General features: G+C 63.9%; 16 protein-coding genes. All 16 read right to left on the reverse strand.

What is annotated here, in order from left to right:
* Positions 1–8: 8 nt before the first annotated feature.
* The 16 genes from QMX78_RS00275 to QMX78_RS00350 all read right to left on the reverse strand — a co-directional run bounded on the left by QMX78_RS00275 (position 9) and on the right by QMX78_RS00350 (position 17,241).
* Positions 9–1,652: a CHASE2 domain-containing protein gene (locus tag QMX78_RS00275; RefSeq protein WP_282265457.1), complete on the reverse strand. Its 1,644-nt coding sequence runs from the start codon at positions 1,650–1,652 to the stop codon at positions 9–11.
* The gene (locus tag QMX78_RS00280; protein ID WP_282265459.1) at positions 1,649–3,295 is read right to left on the reverse strand and encodes a FecR domain-containing protein; all 1,647 of its coding nucleotides are present in this window, start codon (positions 3,293–3,295) and stop codon (positions 1,649–1,651) included. The genes QMX78_RS00275 and QMX78_RS00280 overlap by 4 nt, the downstream gene beginning before the upstream one ends.
* Positions 3,296–3,463: 168 nt before the next feature.
* Positions 3,464–4,327, reverse strand: coding sequence for a thioredoxin (gene trxA / locus QMX78_RS00285; RefSeq protein ID WP_282265460.1), 864 nt, complete (start codon positions 4,325–4,327; stop codon positions 3,464–3,466).
* Positions 4,328–4,814: 487 nt separating this feature from the next.
* On the reverse strand, positions 4,815–5,549 hold the full coding sequence (locus QMX78_RS00290) for a DUF2968 domain-containing protein (RefSeq protein ID WP_282265461.1): 735 nt from the start codon (positions 5,547–5,549) through the stop codon (positions 4,815–4,817).
* A gap of 134 nt (positions 5,550–5,683) precedes the next feature.
* On the reverse strand, positions 5,684–7,831 hold the full coding sequence (locus tag QMX78_RS00295; protein WP_282265462.1) for a TadG family pilus assembly protein: 2,148 nt from the start codon (positions 7,829–7,831) through the stop codon (positions 5,684–5,686).
* An 8-nt stretch (positions 7,832–7,839) separates the two neighbouring features.
* The gene (locus QMX78_RS00300; protein ID WP_282265463.1) at positions 7,840–8,244 is read right to left on the reverse strand and encodes a DUF3613 domain-containing protein; all 405 of its coding nucleotides are present in this window, start codon (positions 8,242–8,244) and stop codon (positions 7,840–7,842) included.
* Entirely contained in the window at positions 8,241–9,071 is an 831-nt protein-coding gene (locus QMX78_RS00305; protein ID WP_282265464.1) for a Flp pilus assembly protein TadD, read from the reverse strand. Before QMX78_RS00305 ends, QMX78_RS00300 begins: the two co-directional genes overlap by 4 nt.
* Positions 9,072–9,085: 14 nt before the next feature.
* A complete protein-coding gene (locus tag QMX78_RS00310) occupies positions 9,086–10,018 on the reverse strand; it encodes a type II secretion system F family protein (protein WP_282265465.1) in 933 nt (310 codons plus the stop codon).
* A gap of 37 nt (positions 10,019–10,055) precedes the next feature.
* Positions 10,056–10,970, reverse strand: coding sequence for a type II secretion system F family protein (locus QMX78_RS00315; protein ID WP_282265467.1), 915 nt, complete (start codon positions 10,968–10,970; stop codon positions 10,056–10,058).
* Positions 10,967–12,322 carry a CpaF family protein gene (locus tag QMX78_RS00320; RefSeq protein ID WP_282265469.1) on the reverse strand — a complete coding sequence of 452 codons (1,356 nt, stop codon included), beginning with the start codon at positions 12,320–12,322 and terminating at the stop codon, positions 10,967–10,969. Before QMX78_RS00320 ends, QMX78_RS00315 begins: the two co-directional genes overlap by 4 nt.
* Before the next feature lie 2 nt (positions 12,323–12,324).
* Complete coding sequence (locus QMX78_RS00325; RefSeq protein WP_282265471.1) at positions 12,325–13,575, reverse strand: fimbrial protein; 1,251 nt, start codon at positions 13,573–13,575, stop codon at positions 12,325–12,327.
* Between the two features lie 27 nt (positions 13,576–13,602).
* Complete coding sequence (locus tag QMX78_RS00330; protein WP_282265496.1) at positions 13,603–14,850, reverse strand: type II and III secretion system protein family protein; 1,248 nt, start codon at positions 14,848–14,850, stop codon at positions 13,603–13,605.
* An 83-nt stretch (positions 14,851–14,933) separates the two neighbouring features.
* On the reverse strand, positions 14,934–15,992 hold the full coding sequence (gene cpaB, locus QMX78_RS00335) for a Flp pilus assembly protein CpaB (protein WP_282265473.1): 1,059 nt from the start codon (positions 15,990–15,992) through the stop codon (positions 14,934–14,936).
* Between the two features lie 30 nt (positions 15,993–16,022).
* Positions 16,023–16,505 carry a TadE/TadG family type IV pilus assembly protein gene (locus tag QMX78_RS00340; RefSeq protein ID WP_282265475.1) on the reverse strand — a complete coding sequence of 161 codons (483 nt, stop codon included), beginning with the start codon at positions 16,503–16,505 and terminating at the stop codon, positions 16,023–16,025.
* Positions 16,498–17,031, reverse strand: coding sequence for a prepilin peptidase (locus QMX78_RS00345; protein WP_282265476.1), 534 nt, complete (start codon positions 17,029–17,031; stop codon positions 16,498–16,500). Before QMX78_RS00345 ends, QMX78_RS00340 begins: the two co-directional genes overlap by 8 nt.
* 15 nt (positions 17,032–17,046) lie before the next feature.
* Positions 17,047–17,241 (reverse strand): Flp family type IVb pilin, encoded by a 195-nt coding sequence (locus QMX78_RS00350; RefSeq protein ID WP_282265478.1) that lies wholly within the window; start codon positions 17,239–17,241, stop codon positions 17,047–17,049.
* Positions 17,242–17,688: the final 447 nt, after the last annotated feature.

Here is a 17,688-nt window from a genome sequence, read left to right on the forward strand (position 1 = left end):
GGAAAGGGTCAGTTCGGCCAGGGCGGGGCGATCCGGTAACCGTCGCGTCCAGCCTGCTTGGCCTGGTACAAGGCCGCGTCGGCGGCTTCAAACAGACGTGCAGGGCCATCGTCGGGACCGGGCAGCACGCTGCACACGCCGATGGTGACGGTGGCCCTGGTCTTGCTGTGTTGGGCCTTGTCGATCGGGATGCTGAGCTGGCGTACACGGTTGATCAAACTCTGCACCAGCTGCTCGGCACCGGCCGGCGGGGTGTCGGGCAGGATCAGGGCGAACTCGTCACCTCCGAAGCGCGCGGCAAGGTCGCGCGGACGCCGCGCCATGTCCTCGATGGTGCGGCCCAGGTAACGCAGCAGGCGATCGCCCACGTAATGCCCGTGGCTGTCGTTGCAGCTCTTGAAGTGATCGACATCGATCAGCAGCAGGGTCAAGGGGCGGCCGCTACGGCGCGCGGCGTCGGTCTCCCGCCGCAGCGTCTCTTCAAAGCGCATGCGGTTGGCCAGGCCGGTGAGCGGGTCACGGTTGGCTTGGTGGCGCCAGTAACGCATCTGCCATAGCGTCCAGAACAACAACATGCCGATGAAGCCCGCGGTCGCCGCAACGGGGGCGAACCACAGGTTGGCGCCATGGAGCAGAGCCAGGCTCAGCAGTATCGGAGCGGGGATGGCCAGTGCGCCCAGCAGCCAGCGTTGGCGGATGGCGGAAGTGATGCCCAGCGCGCCCAGCGCCACCAGTGCCATGGTGATTGCGGTCTGCAGCAACGGTGGCAGCGGGCGAATGGCGTTGCCGGCCAACAGCATCGAGGCGACATTGGCTTGATATTCGCTGCCGCTCATCCAATTGTCGCGTGACGTCGGGGTGAGCAGGCGTGGGGCGATGCCGCTGGCAGTCATGCCGACGATGACCAGCCGGCCCTTCAGCAGGTCGGCGGGTATCCGGCCGTCCAGTACGTCGACATAGGACATCTGCGGAAAGCTGCCCGGCGGCCCGGCATAGCGCAGACGCACGTAATGGTCGCGATGCCATTGATAGGGGGAAAGTGTCTGCGGCGAAGGATCGGCCATGCCCGGCAGCGGCTCGTTGATCCCGGCAAGTGCGGCACCCAACGCGGGCCAATGTGGCGAACCGATACCTGCCTTGAGGTAGGCGCCGCGTGCAACACCGTCGCCATCGACTTCGATATCGGTGTGTGCGAGCGTCGCTGCCGCTTTGGCAATGGCGGGTACGGGCAGCAGTTCCTCGGGTACCGCTTCGTCACTGGCCGGTGCGGCCAGTACCGGCAGCACGACCCGCCCGTTGCGGTGAATCGCGGCGGCCAAGGCCTTGTCCTGGCTGGCATCCTTGCGGTCGGCGTCGGGGAGCATCAGGTCCAGCGCAACACGTTCCACGCCGGCTTGGTGCAGGCGATCCAACAGCTGCGCATGGGTGCTGCGTGGCCACGGCCATTGCCCAAGCTGCTGCAGGCTGCGGTCATCGATGGCGATGATCGCCAGGCGGGGGTCGGGCGGGTAGTCCCAGTCGCCCACCAATAGATCGTAGCTGGCGACATCCTGTTGCCAGAACACCCGCGCATGGCTGAGCCAGCCGACCAGCAGCGCGCAGCCGAGTACAAACAGCAGTCTTGCCTGCCAGCGCGGCCGTAGCGGCCTCATAAGGCGAGCAGCAACAAGGCGCCTGCGCCAACGCCGTAGCAGAGACGGCAGGGCAGCTGGATCTGCTGTGGCGTGGAGAAGGTGCTCGCATAGCCATCGTCTTCGATGCTCTGCACGCGCACATGCAGGGTGCCGCCACGCCAGGGTTGCTTGAATGCGATCTCGGGGGTGTCCACTTGTTCGTCCAGCAGCAGTCGGGAGAAGTCTGCCTTGCGCGAGATCTGCACGCGATAGTACTGGGCGGCGGTGTCGGCCGGCCAACGCAGGGTCAGCAGGCCCTTGTGGCCCCTGGTCGAGTCCAATGGCGTCGCAACGGGCACATCACTGAGTTGCAGCGGCAATGCCTGACCGTAGCGGCCGGGAGTGTTGTCAGCATCGATTGAGGCCAGTCGCCAGAAATAGTTCCCCGCCGGCAGAGGGCTGCGGATGCGCAACTGCTGGTTGCTGGCCTGTTGTTCGACCAAGGGGTGCAGGAAGTCCGGATTGTCGGCGATCTGAAGCACGCTGCCAGTGGCGCCGGCAACCTTGGCCCATTGGAAGCGTGGCTGCAGCTGATGCACGGTCTGTCCATGCAGTGGCGCGATTGTCAACGGCGCGGGCAGGCCTTCCGGCACCGAGAAATCATGTTCGGCATCCAGGCCTTCGACGCCGTCGGCGTCGATGGCGCGGACCAGCAGACGCAGCTGGCCTGGCGGCAAACTGTCGATACGGATCTGCGGTTCAGCCAGCTCGCGGGCGAACAGAACAACGTCCGGTGTCGCTGCCAGCACTACTTCTACCCGGTAGCCCTTGGCCGCATCCAGTGGTTGCCAGGCAGCCAGCAACGGCAGTGGCTGCAGCCGCAATTGTGATTCAAGCAGCTGCGGGGCAGGCAGCAACGGCTGTGGCTGTGCCGGCGCGATACCCGCTGCGCGGATCAGGGTTGCATGGCCACCACCAATCAGTCGCTGGCCGGCGCGATTACCCACCTGCACACGACCCTCGACGACCTCGGTGGCTGCCGGACTGTCCTCGTCGCCGGCGTTTACCCGGAACAAGGTGCCGCGCACGCTGCTGGTCGCGGTCGGAGCGGTGATGATGTAGCGCGATGCCGGCCCGCGTGCTGGCGTCACCTGGTTGCTGCTGCGTCCGCGCTGCAGGCGCATGCGGGTATCCACCATGCCGGTGGCGCCATAGCTGCTGAGCTGGTCCAGCTGCAGCAGCGAGTTCTCGCGAAGTTGCAGGCGTGAATTGTCGGCAAAGCTGAGGGTGACGCTGGCATCGTCACCGGTCTGCAGCTGGCTGCCGATCGGCAGCAGCATGTTGGCCTGCAAGGCGCGCGTGCCGTTGACCGGATCGCTGACCTGGACCTGTCCGCGCAATGCGACCACCCGGGCCGGTGCCGGCTGTACGCGCAACCATGCGACAGGGAAGCGCAGGGTCTGGCCGGGTGCCAGCCGGTACGGATCGGCAATCCTGTTATGTGCCTGCAGCTGCTGCCACTGCACATCGGACTTGAGGTAGCGTGCGCCCAGGTCCCACAGGGTATCGCCGGGGCGTGCGCGGTAGTTCCAGTCCTGGGCGCTGGCCAGTGTTGCCCAACACAGCAGCAATGCAGCGACCAGCAGCTGCGACAAGGGGGGGCGAACGTCGATGTTACTCACGGCCACTTCGGCTCCAAAAACGCGTGTCCGTTACGCTGACATCGTGTTGCTTGCAACTTCATCATCATGCGATCCAAGGCGCCGTGGTGAGGGCCACGGCCGGATCATCCACGATGGGGTGTCAATTTTCGTGCAATTGACACGCAAATTGAACTGTCTGGCCCCAAGTTAAAACAGTAGCGAAGACATCTTGCGGCGGTAGCGCCCCACCAGGTCTTCGTCTTCGATCACCCGGAAGGCGTCGATCAGTGCTTTCCTTGGCAGGTTGTCGCGGAAGCTGCGGTCGATGCGCAGCATCTCGATGAACTGCTCCAGCGCAGCTTCATCCTCGCCTGCCAACAGCTGCTGGATGCCCAGCAGGTAGCGTGCTTCCAGGTCGTTCGCGTCGGCCTGCAGGCGCGTTGCCAGTAGATCGGCGGCGGGTGCGTCCTGCAAGGCGGCGGCAAAGTCCAGGCGCGCCCGCGCGCGGATGGCACGGTCGTCGGTGGCGAGGTTGGCCGGCAGGCCGTCCAGCAACTGCCCAGCCTCGGCGGTTGCACCGGTCTTGAGCAGTGCCAGGGCCAGATCGAGCTTGAGCTCGGCCTTGTCCGGCTCGGCGGCGATGGCCTCGCGCAATGCGGCGACTTCGGCCTGCGGGTCCAGTGGCAAGGCCTGGATCTCAGCGTCGACGGCCGCAGCCGCTTCAGCGGGCACTACACCGTGCTGGGTCAGGAATTCACGCAGCTGGCCCTCCGGCATCGCGCCGGGGAAACCATCGACAATCTGCCCATCCTTGATCAGGAAAACGGTGGGCACCGAGCGGATCTGGAAGGCGGCGGCAACCTGTTGCTCCTTGTCGACGTCGACCTTGGCCAGCTCGAACGCACCGTTGTACTCGCCGGCGAGCTTCTCCAGGATCGGCCCAAGGCTCTTGCATGGCCCGCACCAGGTGGCCCAGAAATCGACCAGTACCGGGGTCTGCATCGATTTCTGCAGGACTTCGGCCTCGAAGGTTTCGGTGGTTGCCTCGAATACGTGGGGAAGATCGCTCATGGCTGGCTACGTTGCTGTCAGGAGCTTCCTTTATGGCGACGGCGGGGCGGGATCTCAACCTCTGTGGGGGTTGGTGCGGCAAATACCAGGCGAGGCAGGCTGCAGGGCATAAGCCACCGGGCTTGACCGATAGTGCCGTAGTGCCGAGCCATGCTCGGCAGAGGCTTTACCGACAATGCCAGGTAGTGGCAAGCCATGCTCGGCAGGGGCTTTGCAGGGCAATCGCTTGCCGCGCACGGGTCGGCACCATGCTCTGCCTCCTCCCTTTCGCGCAGCGAAGGGGAGGGTTGGGGAGGGGGATGTTCTTCGCGGGCTGATGCCGTGGTGGCATCTTGGCTTAGGGTCGAGGGCAGCGTGCACCGCTCCTGCGGATGGTCCAGGGCTGAAGTGTTGCTGGGCAAGCCCTTGCCGAGCATGGCGCGGCACTACGAAAACGCCGCCTTTCCTGGGGAAGGCGGCGTCCTTTTTTCGCGCTGAAGCCTGGGCGTCAGGGGTGGCTGGCTGGCTCCTGGGTGGTGGGGATCACCGGCGTGGCCGCGGTAGCCGGGGCGACGCTGGGAGTGGCGGGCAGGGTCAACTCGGGATTGACCTGCTGCGCCTGCAAGGCCTTGATCTGCTGGTTCAGGGCTTCCAGCTGGGTGTTGGTGGCGCGCAGGTCCGAGCTCAGCGCCACCGCCTGCTGCTTGCGCTCCTGCAGGGCATTGCTGACCTGCAGCGACTGCTGGCGTTGCTGTTCCACTTCCTGCTGCAGGCCGCGCAGGCGTCGCTCATTCATGGCGACCAGTTTCTCGCTGTAAGCCTTGCCGGCCTGCAACCGGATCGTGTCCAGATAGACCTGGGCCAGCTGCTTGGTCTGGTCGGCGAAGGTGAGATAAAGCGTCTCGGCGTTCTCGACGGAGTCGGTGCGGATAACCCGCCAGAATTCCTTCTCGTGGAACAGCGCCACGTAGTAGTTCAGCGAATCGGCATGGAACAGCAGGCTGGCACCGTAGTTACCGTTGTAGGTGGTGCGCAGCTCGGTAAGTTCCTGGTTGCCCATCAAGCGTTTCAGCTCGGCCACGGTATTCCCCACCGCGCTGTCTTCGCTGTTGGCAGGGGCGGCCGGTACCTCGGCTTCACCGCGCTGCCAACGGCCAGCCATCGCGACCGGTGCCGTGAGCACGCCAATGACCAGGAGTAGTGCACAGCCAAACCGGCTCGGAAGCATTTCGATCCTTCTCATAAGTCCCCGTAATTCCCCCGAATTGCGATGGCCGTCGCATTTCATGAATGCGCCTTGTTCGTGGCCGAGCATAGCACGCGATCTGGCGCTGGAAAGCATTGCGGCGTGGGCCTCTGCACTGTTCGGGAAGGCGCTCATTCGACCAGCTGGCTGCGGCCGCATTGGATCGACTGCATGTGCACGTCGGTACGGCCCAGCTGCAGGCCCAGAACGTCCGACAGCAGCGTTGACAGCAGGTTGCCGACGCCATCGAGCAGCGGCCGCAAGGTGTTGTCGATGACGGGTTTGAGCAACAGGCACAGCACGCTGCCGCAGCTTCCGCTGCCGGTCACCGGGTTGTAACCGCCGCTGCCGCTGAGGCCACCGGGCTTGGTCTGCAGGTACTTGGCCAGCGAATTGCTGACGCAGTCATTGAAGGCCAGGCCGGCGATCAGGCCCTGGCAGGATGTCAGCCCGAGTACGTCGAGCAGGCCGCCGAGCACGCTGGGCTTGCTGATCGTGGTCTCGTAGAGAAAGCCCTGCCAGACGTCGCCCTGCACTTTCTTGGGCGTGCAGCCCAGCAGCCAGCTGTCGCAGGTTGGGATTTCGGTGGTCCAACTGCCAAGTGCCGGGAGATTGGCATCGCTGTTGCCGTTGGTCAGGGCCTGCACCACGACAGCAGGCTGGTACAGGCCGTTTTTCTTTGTGGCTTCCAGATATTGCACGGCCAGATCCTTGGCCGCATCGCTGCTGTTTCCCTGTGGTGCGAACAGTGATTGCACGGTGCCGAGCAAGGCATCGACGAGGTCCGATACCAGCTTGCCCACCTTCAGGTCATTGGGCTTGACGGTGCCGGTCTGGCCTGCACTCAAGGTCAGTTGATCGCTTTGTGACAGTGCTTCCAGCGAAATTTTCTTGTTGAGTACATCGCGGCCGAGCAGGCTGACCAGGGTTTCGTTGCCCAGCCCGGTGCGGCACAGCTCACGGGTGGAGTCCCATGGTGTGGTGGCCTTGCCGATGCAGACGTTGGCGATGGCGCTGGTGACGTCGACCTTGGCCGTCGCTGGTTGGGTTGAACAATCGATGGCGGTGAGCTGGCCGAAGCCGTCGATCACGTCGATGTAGGTGGGTAGCTTGATGCGCGTGCCCAACCAGTTCAGTACCGTGCCGAGTGCGGGAATCCGTTGCGAGTCGATATCCAGGAACAGCCGCACCTGGCTGTTGTAGGCGGTGGTGCCGACCGGGCCGATGCCGATCGAGGCAGGCTCGACAATGCTGGCCTTGGCTTTGAGCAGGCCAAGGACATCCAGCTGCGGAATTTCGACGGCATGTTTGGAATTGGCGATTGAGATGCTGGTGCCGAGCAGGTCGAGCGCATTGAGGTCCACATCCAGCGCGCCGTTGGCCGCTTCGCTACCGCCGGCGATCTTGGCGAACAGGCCCGCGCTGCTGGCGGTGGAGCCCAACTGCACCAGCGCATTGCTGATACCGGCGCCAAGCAGTTTCTGCTGCAGCAGGCGCAGGTCGACGCCGGCCAGTCCCTGCTGGCTGGCCAAGCTGGCCATCACTTCCAGCAGCCTGCCGACGGAGACCTGATTGGCGGCAAGCAGGCTGTTCAATTCACCGACGTTGATGTCGGTGGCTACCTGGATGCCCAATGCCTGCAGCAGTCCTCGGGGGGTGATCTTGAGGTTGGCCAGGCCTTGGTAGCTGGCGATCTGGGTCTGGGTCAGATCGACGCCCACCAATCGCAGCATTCCCTGCAGCGGTGCATTGCTGTTGGTGTTGAGCAGCCGCGAGCCGACGCTGAAAGCCGCCTGCGGGGAGGTGCGTTTGGCAACGGCGGTGGCGCTGATGCGCGGCAGGGTGGTGAGCTGGCCCAGCAGCGGCACGGCCTGCCGTGAGGCGGTGACCTGTACTGCATTCAACGGACGGTTGTTGGCAACGCCGACAAAGCGGGCGCCCGGCGCCAGTTCTGCGCCCCAGTAGCCACAGTTGATGGCCAGTTGACCGGCAAACTGATTGTCGGTCAGTGCGTTGTTGCGCGCGGCCAGATTGTCCTTGTAGTCGGTAGTGCAAAGCTCGAGGCGTTGCGCGCCCGCCAACGCAGCCAGGTCGGCGGTCTTCTGCACATCACGCTTGCTCCAGTACAGGTAGCCAACCTCGACCAGGCCAAGTATCACCACCAGTCCGAGCAGCAGCAGCAGCATCGGCAGGCCCGCGCCACCGCGTTGGCGCGCGGTGTTGGGGAGATCGCGTAGCGCGCGTGACGGTGGAAGTGAAGACGGGCGCGGGCTGTCCATGGTGGGCCTCAGCGGCTGCCGCCGCCTTGCTTGGGATTGGGAAGCGCTGCTTCGAAGTACTCGGGGATGGGGTGATCAAAGCTGTTGAGATAGCGCTGGTAGCTGCGGCTTGCTGCTTCGCCGAGCAACGGCAGCGCTGTGCCGGGCCGGTTGCTGTCAGCCTGTAGTTGCAGCAGGGCGCGGGTGGTATCGCCGATCTGTGAGCGTGGCAGCTCGGCAAGGGAGGTGGCCGATACGGTGGTGGCTGCGGTCGAAGCGGCTGCTGCGTCAATCGCGGTAACCGTGTTTGTGTTTGCGGCAGCACTGTTGTCTGCCATGCGTTCGATCAACGGCGCGTGCTGGGCCGCGGCCAATGCGCAGCTGCAGAATGTGCCCAGCAACATTGCTGCGGCAATGGACGCTGTTCGGATCACGGCGTTACCTCCTGCGAAGTGGGCGACGAGGGACTGAAACGATCAAGCATCGAACCGGGTGGGACAGGTGCATGCGTTGCGCTGATTGCTGGCTGCTGCGCGGCCAAGGCAGTCGTACTGCTTGTTGCCGCTGCTGCGGGAATGGCCGTTGCTACGGGCTGTCGAAGGGTCCGCGCCAGGCGATAGATTTCGCTCCGGGTTACAGGCGGAAGATTCGCGCGCTGCATCATGCTTTCCGCGGAAGATGCCTGGCCTGACAGCAATGCCCACAGCGCCAGATTGGAGATGGCGCGGATATTGTCCGGCCCCAGTTCGGCGGCCTTGGCCAGAGGCGCCCGTGCCGGTTCGACTTGACCGGCCTGCAACAGAGCGAAGCCCAGGTCGCCGAGGTAGGCGATATTCAGTGGGTCGGCACGCACTGCATTGTCGAGTGCAAGTCGCGCACCGGCATGGTCACGCGCGGCTGCTGCGATAAGCCCAAGCCCGTGCCAGGCCGGCGCGGCTTGTGCGCCTTTGGTCAAACCACGGTAAATGGCGGTTGCGGTTGCATCATCGCCGGTTTCGCGCAGCGCGTTGGCCTGCAGGATGCGCAGCTCCGGACTGTCGCCGAAGCGCTGCCGGAAGGCGTCGATATGCGCCAACGAGGCGTAGTAAGCACCTTGCTGCTGCATCTGTTTGAGCAGGCCAAGGTACATGCCGCGATCGTCCTGTGCGGCTTCCACCAACGCCGGTTCAACCGGTGGTTGCTTGTATGCGCCACGGTTACCGCCGCAGCCTGCGAGCAGGGCAGGTGCCAGTACGATCAGCAGCAGCGCTTTGGTCTTCATCAGGTTGGCTCCCATCACATTCCCTTGATTGCGGCAGCCAGCGAAATGATGGCCGGCCCGGCAAGCACCAGCATCAGCGCCGGCAGCAAGGTGATCATCATCACCACGGTCATCTTCACCGAGAGCTTGCCGACCTTTTCCTTCATCTTCATCCTACGCTGTTCGCGCAGGCGCATGCCGAACTGCTTGAGCGGTTCCTGCACGGCGCCGCCGTGTTGGTGCACCTGCAATATCATCTGCATGAGGCTGCGCAGGTCGTCGTTGTCGAAGGACTCGGATAGCCGTCGCAGCGATTGCGCGCGACTGCGTCCGCGGCTGTAGCTGGCATTGGCGATCTGCAGTTCGTGGCCCAGTACCGGGATGGCGATGTGCAGCTTCTCGCCTACCATCTGCAGGCTTTGGTCGATGCTGAAGCCAACACCTTGCAGCAGGCGCAGCAGGTCGATCAGCAAGGGCAATTCTTCATCCACTTTCCTGCGCAGGCGAGCGGCCCAGCTGCGCAGCAGCAGCTTCGGCAACAGAATGCCAAGCGCAAAGCCGACCAGCACGATGATGACCATGTCGCCGCCATGCGGCCGCAACAACAGCACGGCGATGAATGGCATCAGCAAGGCAAGCAGCAGGCGGGTGGCAAGGAAGGCGGCGGTGCCTGTGTTGTGGTTCCAGCCAACCTGTTCCAACAGCAGCTTGTCCTCGGGTGCAAGCAGCGCTTTCTGCACGCGGCTACCGTCGAAGTGCTGGCCGACGGCGGCAAGGTCACACAGGCGCTGCCGCCACCAACCGGCTTTCGGCGCCTTGTCGTGTTCCAGGTGCTGGGCCGTGTCCAGCGCGGTCTGTAATGCCGCGCCCGCCTGTTGGCTGCGGCGCCCGCGGTAGAGCAGGCCGGCCGCAGCCAGTACCAGGGCCAGCACGACCAGCATCATGGCGATGGCGTACAGCTGGTTCATGCGGCTCTCCGGCGGAGGTGAGGGGGGATGGACGGCGTCATAGCGACTTGGCCAGCCGGTACAGCAGGAAGCCGCCAAACAGTTCAAGCAGCACCGCGATCAACAGGATTTTCTTGCCGAGCGGTTCCTGGAACATGGGCTGGAAGAAATCCGGGCTCATCAAGGCCATCGACAAGGCGGCGCCGACTGGCAGCAGCGCAAGTACCCAGGCAGACATGCGGGTCTCGGAGGTGGTTGCCTGCAGTTCGCGCTGGACTTCTTCCAGATCGCGCATGAAGTCACTCATGCGTTGCAGGATCTGGTCGCTGCGGCCGCCGATGCGGATGCTGGTACCGAGGATCACCGCCAGCATTTCCAGCGGGCGCAGGCGATAGGCCTGCGCGGCGTGTTGCAGGGCGCGATCCAGGTCCATGCCTGCGCGGGTATAGGTCAGTGCGTTGTCAAGGATGGGGCGCAGTGGCGGATCGACATTCTGGGTGGCGCTCTGGAAGGCCATCGACAAGCTGTTGCCGATGCCGGCGATGCGCACCATGTTTTCCAGGAAGTCGGGCATCTGCGCGACCAGCCGCTGCTGGATCTTGTCGATGCGCCGGTACAGCCACAGCGCCACGGCCAACAGATACAGCGCCAGTACGAACAGGCCAAACCAGGCGCTGCCCAGGCGCAGGCCAGCGCCGATGGTGACGACGATGCCGGGCAACGCGATCAGGATCAACGTGCGCACCGAGTCTTTCAACCCTGCCCGACGCAGCAGCTCGGCCCAGCGTCTGCTGGGTGGACGGCTGTTGCGGGCGTCATCGGCGGCGCGTTGTGGATCAGGCTGCGAGAGACGGGTGTCGGCGTGGCTGGCGGCAGCGCGCTGCTGCACGCGGGTAGCGACGCCCCACCACAGGCCCATGGCCAGTGCCACCAACAGCACTGCAAAGCTTCCGAGCAGCAGGGGCAGCATCATGAAGGAAAGCTCCCCATGTTGGCCTCGCGCAGTTCCTGCCGGAAAGGTTCGAGCTTGTGGCAGTGCGGATGGAAACCCAGGCCTATCCAGCGATCGCGTTCGCGGCTTTCCTGGTCGATCCAGGTCTCATGCTTGAACAGCTCCTGGCTGGTGATGACGTTGTCGCTGACGCCAGTGATCTCGGTGATGGAGACGATCACCCGGCGGCCGCTGCCCAGGCGCGAGATCTGCACGATGAAGTCGATGGCACCGGCAATCTGCCGACGCAGGCTGTCTTCGCTGCCCTGGAAGCCGGCAAAACCTGCCAGCATTTCCAGTCGATACAGGCAGTCGCGGGCGTTGTTGGCATGCACGGTAGCCATGGAGCCGTCGTGGCCGGTATTCATCGCCTGCAGCATTTCCAGCACCTCGGCGCCACGCACTTCGCCGACCACGATGCGGTCCGGACGCATGCGCAGGCTGTTGCGTACCAGTTCGCGGATGCTGACCGCGCCACTGCCATCAAACCCGCCCATGCGTGATTCCAGTCGCACCACATGCGGGTGATTGAGGGCCAGCTCAGCGGTGTCCTCGACGGTGATGACGCGCTCGTTGTGCGGGATGAAGGTCGCCAGCGCATTGAGCAGGGAGGTCTTGCCGGAGCTGGTGCCGCCGGAGATCAGGATGTTGCAGCGGCCACGCACCATCGCGTTGAGCAGGGCGTACATCGGCTTGTCGAAGGCGCCGCGCCCCAGCAACTCATCAGGGGTGAATGGATCCTTGCGGAACTTGCGGATGGACACCATCGGCCCGTCAACGGCCAACGGCGAAATGATGGCGTTGAGGCGGCCGCCATTGGGCAATCGCGCGTCGACCATGGGGTTGGAGTCGTCCAGGCGGCGGCCGAGTGGCGCGATGATGCGGCGCAGGATGCGCAGCAGGTGGCGGTCATCACCGAAACGCTGGGTAGAGCGGCGCAATATGCCGCCGGCAGACACATGTACGTCCTTGTAACCGTTGATCAGGATGTCTTCGATCTCCGGGTCATGCAGCAGATCGTCGAGCGGTCCAAAGCCTGTCAGCTCCTTCTGCAGGGCGCTGGCTACGGCTTCCATCTCGTGCGCGTTGACCGGGATCTTCCACTCCTTGACGAACGCGGCGGTCTGCGTGCGCACGAACTTGCCGATGGTTTCCGGCGACCAGGAATCGATGTCGACGCGCTGGTCCTCGACATGGTTCAACAGATATTCGTGTGCCGCCGACAGCACGGTCTGGAACTGCTCAGTCTGTTCGAACGGCACGTTCGGAACTGGTTCCACTGACAGTGCTGCTGCGGCGATGCGCGGGGACAAGGGGGTGACTTTGTCTTCCATTGTTATCTACCCAGCAGATTGGCGAGACGGGCCAGCGGTGATGCCGGTGCGGTGGTTGGTGGCGTTGCCAGTCGACGCCGGTCCAGGCGCTGCAACAGCGGCTGCAGTGCCTTGAGATAGGGGTCGCGTGGAGCTGCATCGGTGAGCAAGCGGCCCAGCCCTGCGTTGGAGCGCAGTACCCGTGAACGGTCCGGAAGGGTGGCCAACAGTGGCAGGTTGAAGCGCTGTGCGATCTGGGTGTCGGCCAGCCCGCCGTTGGCATCGAAGCGGTTGACGATCAGCTGCAGGCGGTCGTCGCGCAGGCCGCGGCTTTCGAGCTCGCGCATGGTCTGGTCCAGCGATACCAGTGACCCAATTGCCTGGTCGGTGACCAGCCAGACCTCGGACGCACTCTTGAGCAGGGTGGTGGGCAGCAGTTGCACCGGTAGGCCACCGACATCGCACAGGCTCAGTGGGAAGACGCTGCGCAGACGATCGAGCAGGGAAATGGGTTCATGCTTTTTCAGCAGGCTGCCGCTGGCAATGCCGAGCAGGGCCATGCCGCTGGCATGGTGGGCGAAGGCGGTGCCGACGAAGGTACGGTCCATCCGCTCGACGCTGCGTAGTGACTCTTCATAGCTGAAATGGCTTTCCATGCCCAGGTAGAGCGCGGCATCGGCAGCGGGTTGGCCCAGGTCGATCAGCAGCAACCAACCCTGCACGGCGGCGACATCAGGCGAGACAGGGTTCTGTTCGGCCAGGCTCACGCCGAGATGGGTGGCCAAGGTGCTGGTGCCCACGCCTGGGCGGACCCCCAACAACACGATCAGGCGACCGTCCGGGCGTAGCTCCGGTGTCGCCGCAGCACGCATCGGGCTTGGGGCCGCGCCAACATGTTCGAAAACCTCGAGCATCTGGGCCGTGCTGTTGTCGATATCGACAAAATCGCAAACCCCTGCGCGCATTGCCGCCAACAGGTGTGCAGCCTGCTCCGGGCCGGTGGTACCCAATCCGATCATCGCAGGGCAGCCGGGCAGCGCGTGCAGCTGGCGGGCGAGGTCGGTGGAGTAGGCGGCATTGCCGCCGCAGTAATCGAGCAACACGAATGCCGAGCCTGCTGCTGCATCCAGCAGCTGGCGCGGATTGGTTTCGCGACTATCGACCCAGCGCAGATTGGCCTGCCCCGCCAATACCGCACCCAGGCGCGCCATGTGGCGGTTGTCCGGTGCGTACAGCAGCAGATTCAATTCGGGATGGCTCTGGGTCTGGGGCAAGGGCATCACCGGGGGCATGGGGACACTTCAGCGTGAGAAGCCAGGGAGTTGGTCAGGGCTGGCCGGGTGCAGCAACCATGCGCCCCAGACCGGAAGTTTGGGTTGTGCTTCGTGTTGGCCAGGCAGCGGAATTTCGGTGCCGCGTGCCAGTGGCTTGACCAGTCGCGGTGTCACCACGATCACGAGCTCCTTGTCCTCGCGCTTGTAGCTGAGGTTGCGGAAGAACGAGCCAATCACCGGGATGTCGCCGAGCAGCGGGATCTTGTTGACGTTCGAGGACAGCTGGCTGCTGACCAGGCCACCGATGACGAAGCTCTCGCCGTCGCCCAGTTCCACCGTGGTGTCGGCGCGACGGGTAGAGATGGCGGGTATCTGGGTGCCGTCCAGGGTGATACCGCGGGTGTAGTCGAGGTCACTGGCTTCCGGTGCGACCTTCAGCGCGATGCGGTCTGCCGACAACACGGTCGGGGTGACGGTCAGGCCGATGCCGAAAGGTTTGAAGTTCACCGTGGTGGTACCAAGCCCTTGTGGCTCAAGGATGGGCAGTTCGCCGCCTGCAAGAAAGCTCGCACTCTGGCCGGACAACGCCACCAGCGTGGGCTCCGCCAGCACCCGCGCCATGCCGTTGGCCTGCAGGAGATCGATGTTCGCATCCCAGGCGCCCGGGATGGATTTGGCTACCAGCTTGAATGCCGATGAAAGCGCGCCACCGTCATTGCTGCCGCTTGGTGAGGTGATGCCGTAGCTGAAGCCGCCATTGATGTTCTTGAAACTGATGCCGACCTGGCGCAGCACGCTCTTGTTGAACTCCACCACTTTTACTTCGACCTGCACCACACCGCCGCTACTGATGGTGGTTGCGTCACTGATCATGCCTTTTTCGCCAACAGCCGATGCCGCGGCTTTGCGACGGGCCTCATGCTCAAGCAGGGAGCCCGCACTGCCCGAGAGCAGGGCTTGGCCGGCCTGCACGGTGAGCCCATTGGCGCTGCCATCCAGCAGTCCGCCCTGTACCGCGTTGCGAACTTCAACACGGATGCGCGTCGGTGCTGCCTGTTTCTGCAGCCACAGCAGCAAGGTGGTGCTGCCGGCGGATTTTCCAACCAGCAAGGCCTCGCTGTTACGACCAATGCGGGTGATGTCGGCAATGGAAGGGTCGGCGATGGCGATCCGCTCGACTCCTGCCGGCAGGTTCCAGGGGCGCTGCTCGTTGAGTTCGAGCACAACGCTGTTGCTGCTGGCCTGTGCGTGCGCGGTCTGGGCCAACGGTGGCATGAAACCACTCACGCTCAGCAGCGCCAGGACGAACAACGCAGGTGCGGTGATGGAAGAACGCTGGTGCAAGAGGATTCCCCCGGTCATGGCGAAGACTGCTGGTTGGATGGGGTCGTGCCGCGGATGATCTCGATGGCTTGGCGGCTGGCCGGACGTGCGCCACGACGTCGTTGCGGTGCTGCCGAAGCAACGGCGTTGGCGGAGGGGGAGCGGTTGTTGTCACCGGCCAGTGCATTCAGGTCGATGCCAGCGTAGGCTCGGTTTTCCGGGCGCGCAGCGGCTTCGGCTGCTGATTCATCCAGGTTGCCGCGCAGCGCAAGCACCGCAGCCGGCGTTGCAAAGATGGACTCGTCGGCCAAACCTGTATCACCTGGATTACGCAGCGCCAGGAATAACTTGCCGCTATGCGCGGCAAGCAACAGGCGCCCTGCATCCTGTACCGGAACCGCCAGGATCGCACTGCGCGCCTGCGCCGCATCAGCGTTTGCAGAACCATCGCGGCGCCCATCGCGGGACGCAATGGTTTCGGCGCGGCTGCCTGGCTCAGGTGGTGAAGCACCGATCTCGTTGTTCTGTTCGTCGGTGTTGGCACTTGCTTGGCCCACATCGGCGCTGCCGTAGCCCAATACCTGCAGGCGCGAGAGCAGCAGTCGTGCCTGGGTGTTGTTCTGGCCGCTGCCGGCGCTGGATGGGTCCTGCAAGCTCATGAATACATCGACGTAATCGCCCGGCGCGACCCGGTTGCTGACCCCGGCAAGCTCGTCAACTGGCACCGCCACGGCGCGCTCGCCGGGTTTGATGCCAATGGCGATGCCCTGGAGCAATTGTTCGCTTGTGACCATCGCGCCGGCGGCAATGTTCCTCGCCGGGGTGCGTCCTTCCACTGCACTGATGGCGCTGTAGCCGTTGGCCGGTGGCAAGGCCATTTCGGTAATGGTGAGGTCGGCACCGGTGATCGGTTGGCCGGCAGGCAGATCCTTGCTGGCGACTACCACCATCTGCTTGGATGGATTGGTTGGTGGCGTCGCACTGCTGACGTCGGTGGGCGCCGTTGCGCGCCGACCGATTCCAAAGGCCAGCACCATCAATAGTGCTGCGACGGCCAACAGCAGGATTGCAGCTATGCGTATTGCCTTGGGCATCTTGAAGCTCCTCCCCCTTGGAGTCCGCGTTTAGCGGTCGCCTAGATCCAGTTGAACAACGGCGGTACTGCTCAATGACTTGCCCATGGTCCAGCCCATCAACGTGCCGGTTCCCGGCATGAAGGGGTGCGCGTCATGGTCGTACGAAGTGGTTACCTTGATGCACTTGACACTGCTATCGGCGGCGCAGGCATAAGGTTGAGACACCGCGATCGGTGCCGCATCGGCGCTGCTGCAGCCGGCCGCCGTCTTGGAGTAGTTCAACAACCATTGCATCGAACGTGCTGCTGCCTGGCAGGCGTTGTCGCGTCGTTCGGCGGTGCTGCCGTAACGCAGCGACGCGCGCGCCCCTTCACCTGCTGCCAGGGCGAGTGATTGCTGGGCGGCAAAAATCATCACGCCGGTGAAAGTGATGAACAGCAACGGCAGGACGCCGAACATCATCATCAATGCGAACTCGATGGTCACCACGCCTTGCGCACGCTTTCGCGAGGGAGCTCTCCGCCTAGACATGACTACCTCCATTCGCCACGACGAGGATCATCGCCAGGCCGAGGTACGCGGCATAAGGGATGCCACGGCGTCCGCGACGCGCTGAGCGCAGATCCATCTGCCAATCCAGCACCAGGCTGGAACCCTGCAGGGATTGCACCATCCGCTGCAGGCGCGGTGGTGCGCAACAAGCCGCGCTCGGCCAACTGATGGCGACAAGTGCGTGCACCCCGGCCGCCAGACTGGCGATGATCCAGATCGGTAGCAGCGCGCTGCCGCCGAGCAGGAACCCGATCACCGAAAACAGCTTCACATCGCCGGCGCCCATCCAGCCGATGGCGTAGAAAGGCAGCAATGCGGCCAGCCCGATCACACCACCGAGCAGGCAGCTGGCAAGTGACGGCGGGTTGCCAATCTGCAACAGCTGCATCGCCACGACACACACCAACACGGCCAGCAGTGCCCGGTTGGAAACGCGCCGGGCCATCAGGTCGCTGATCGCGACCTGGGCGCCGAGCAGCAACGCCGTCAGATAGGCGATGGTCATGGCCGCAGCCCCGGCTCAGGTGGTGCCGGTGCCAGTGCCGGCGCCGCTAACCAGTTCGGTAAGTTTGGTGAGGACCGTCTGGAATACGACTCTCAGGCCATCGCGTGCGAAGAATATGATCAGGCCCGCCACCACGGCTGCCAGCAGCCCATACTCAAGTGCGGTGACACCGTCTTCTTCCCGGAAAAACCTGCGCAGCTGTGCGTTCATGATGTTCTCCCTGATGACCCGGTGTCGGTGTTGCACCGACAGAAAGCCGGGCGATGGGCATTGCTGCCCGATTGAGGTCATTGGGATGCACATGACACCGGCAAGAGTGTGCCGACGGTCGCTCAGGTTGCCGGGTAGTGCCGGCAGTTCCCTACCTTTGCTTCCGTTGTCCCCTGTCGGCATGCAGGGCATGCCCGGAAACATCATTGCAATCGGTCCCGGCCACGGATGCGCAAATTCGGCAAGAACGAATTGTTTTTCATATCTGTGATGGACTTCGCGATTAGGTAATGGCGGAGCCCGCGTGAAGGCTAGTTTTTTTTGTCAGTATCCGAGGCGCAGAGGATGAGGAATACGCCTCTTCTGGCGGTTCCGTAATGCGGATTTCAGGCTGTGCGGCAGGGGATTGCAGGTTTTGTGCGTTTACCTGCAATGGATGGTCGGGCT

It is taken from the genome of Stenotrophomonas sp. PS02298, assembly GCF_029959445.1.
In the GTDB taxonomy this organism is placed as follows: domain Bacteria; phylum Pseudomonadota; class Gammaproteobacteria; order Xanthomonadales; family Xanthomonadaceae; genus Stenotrophomonas.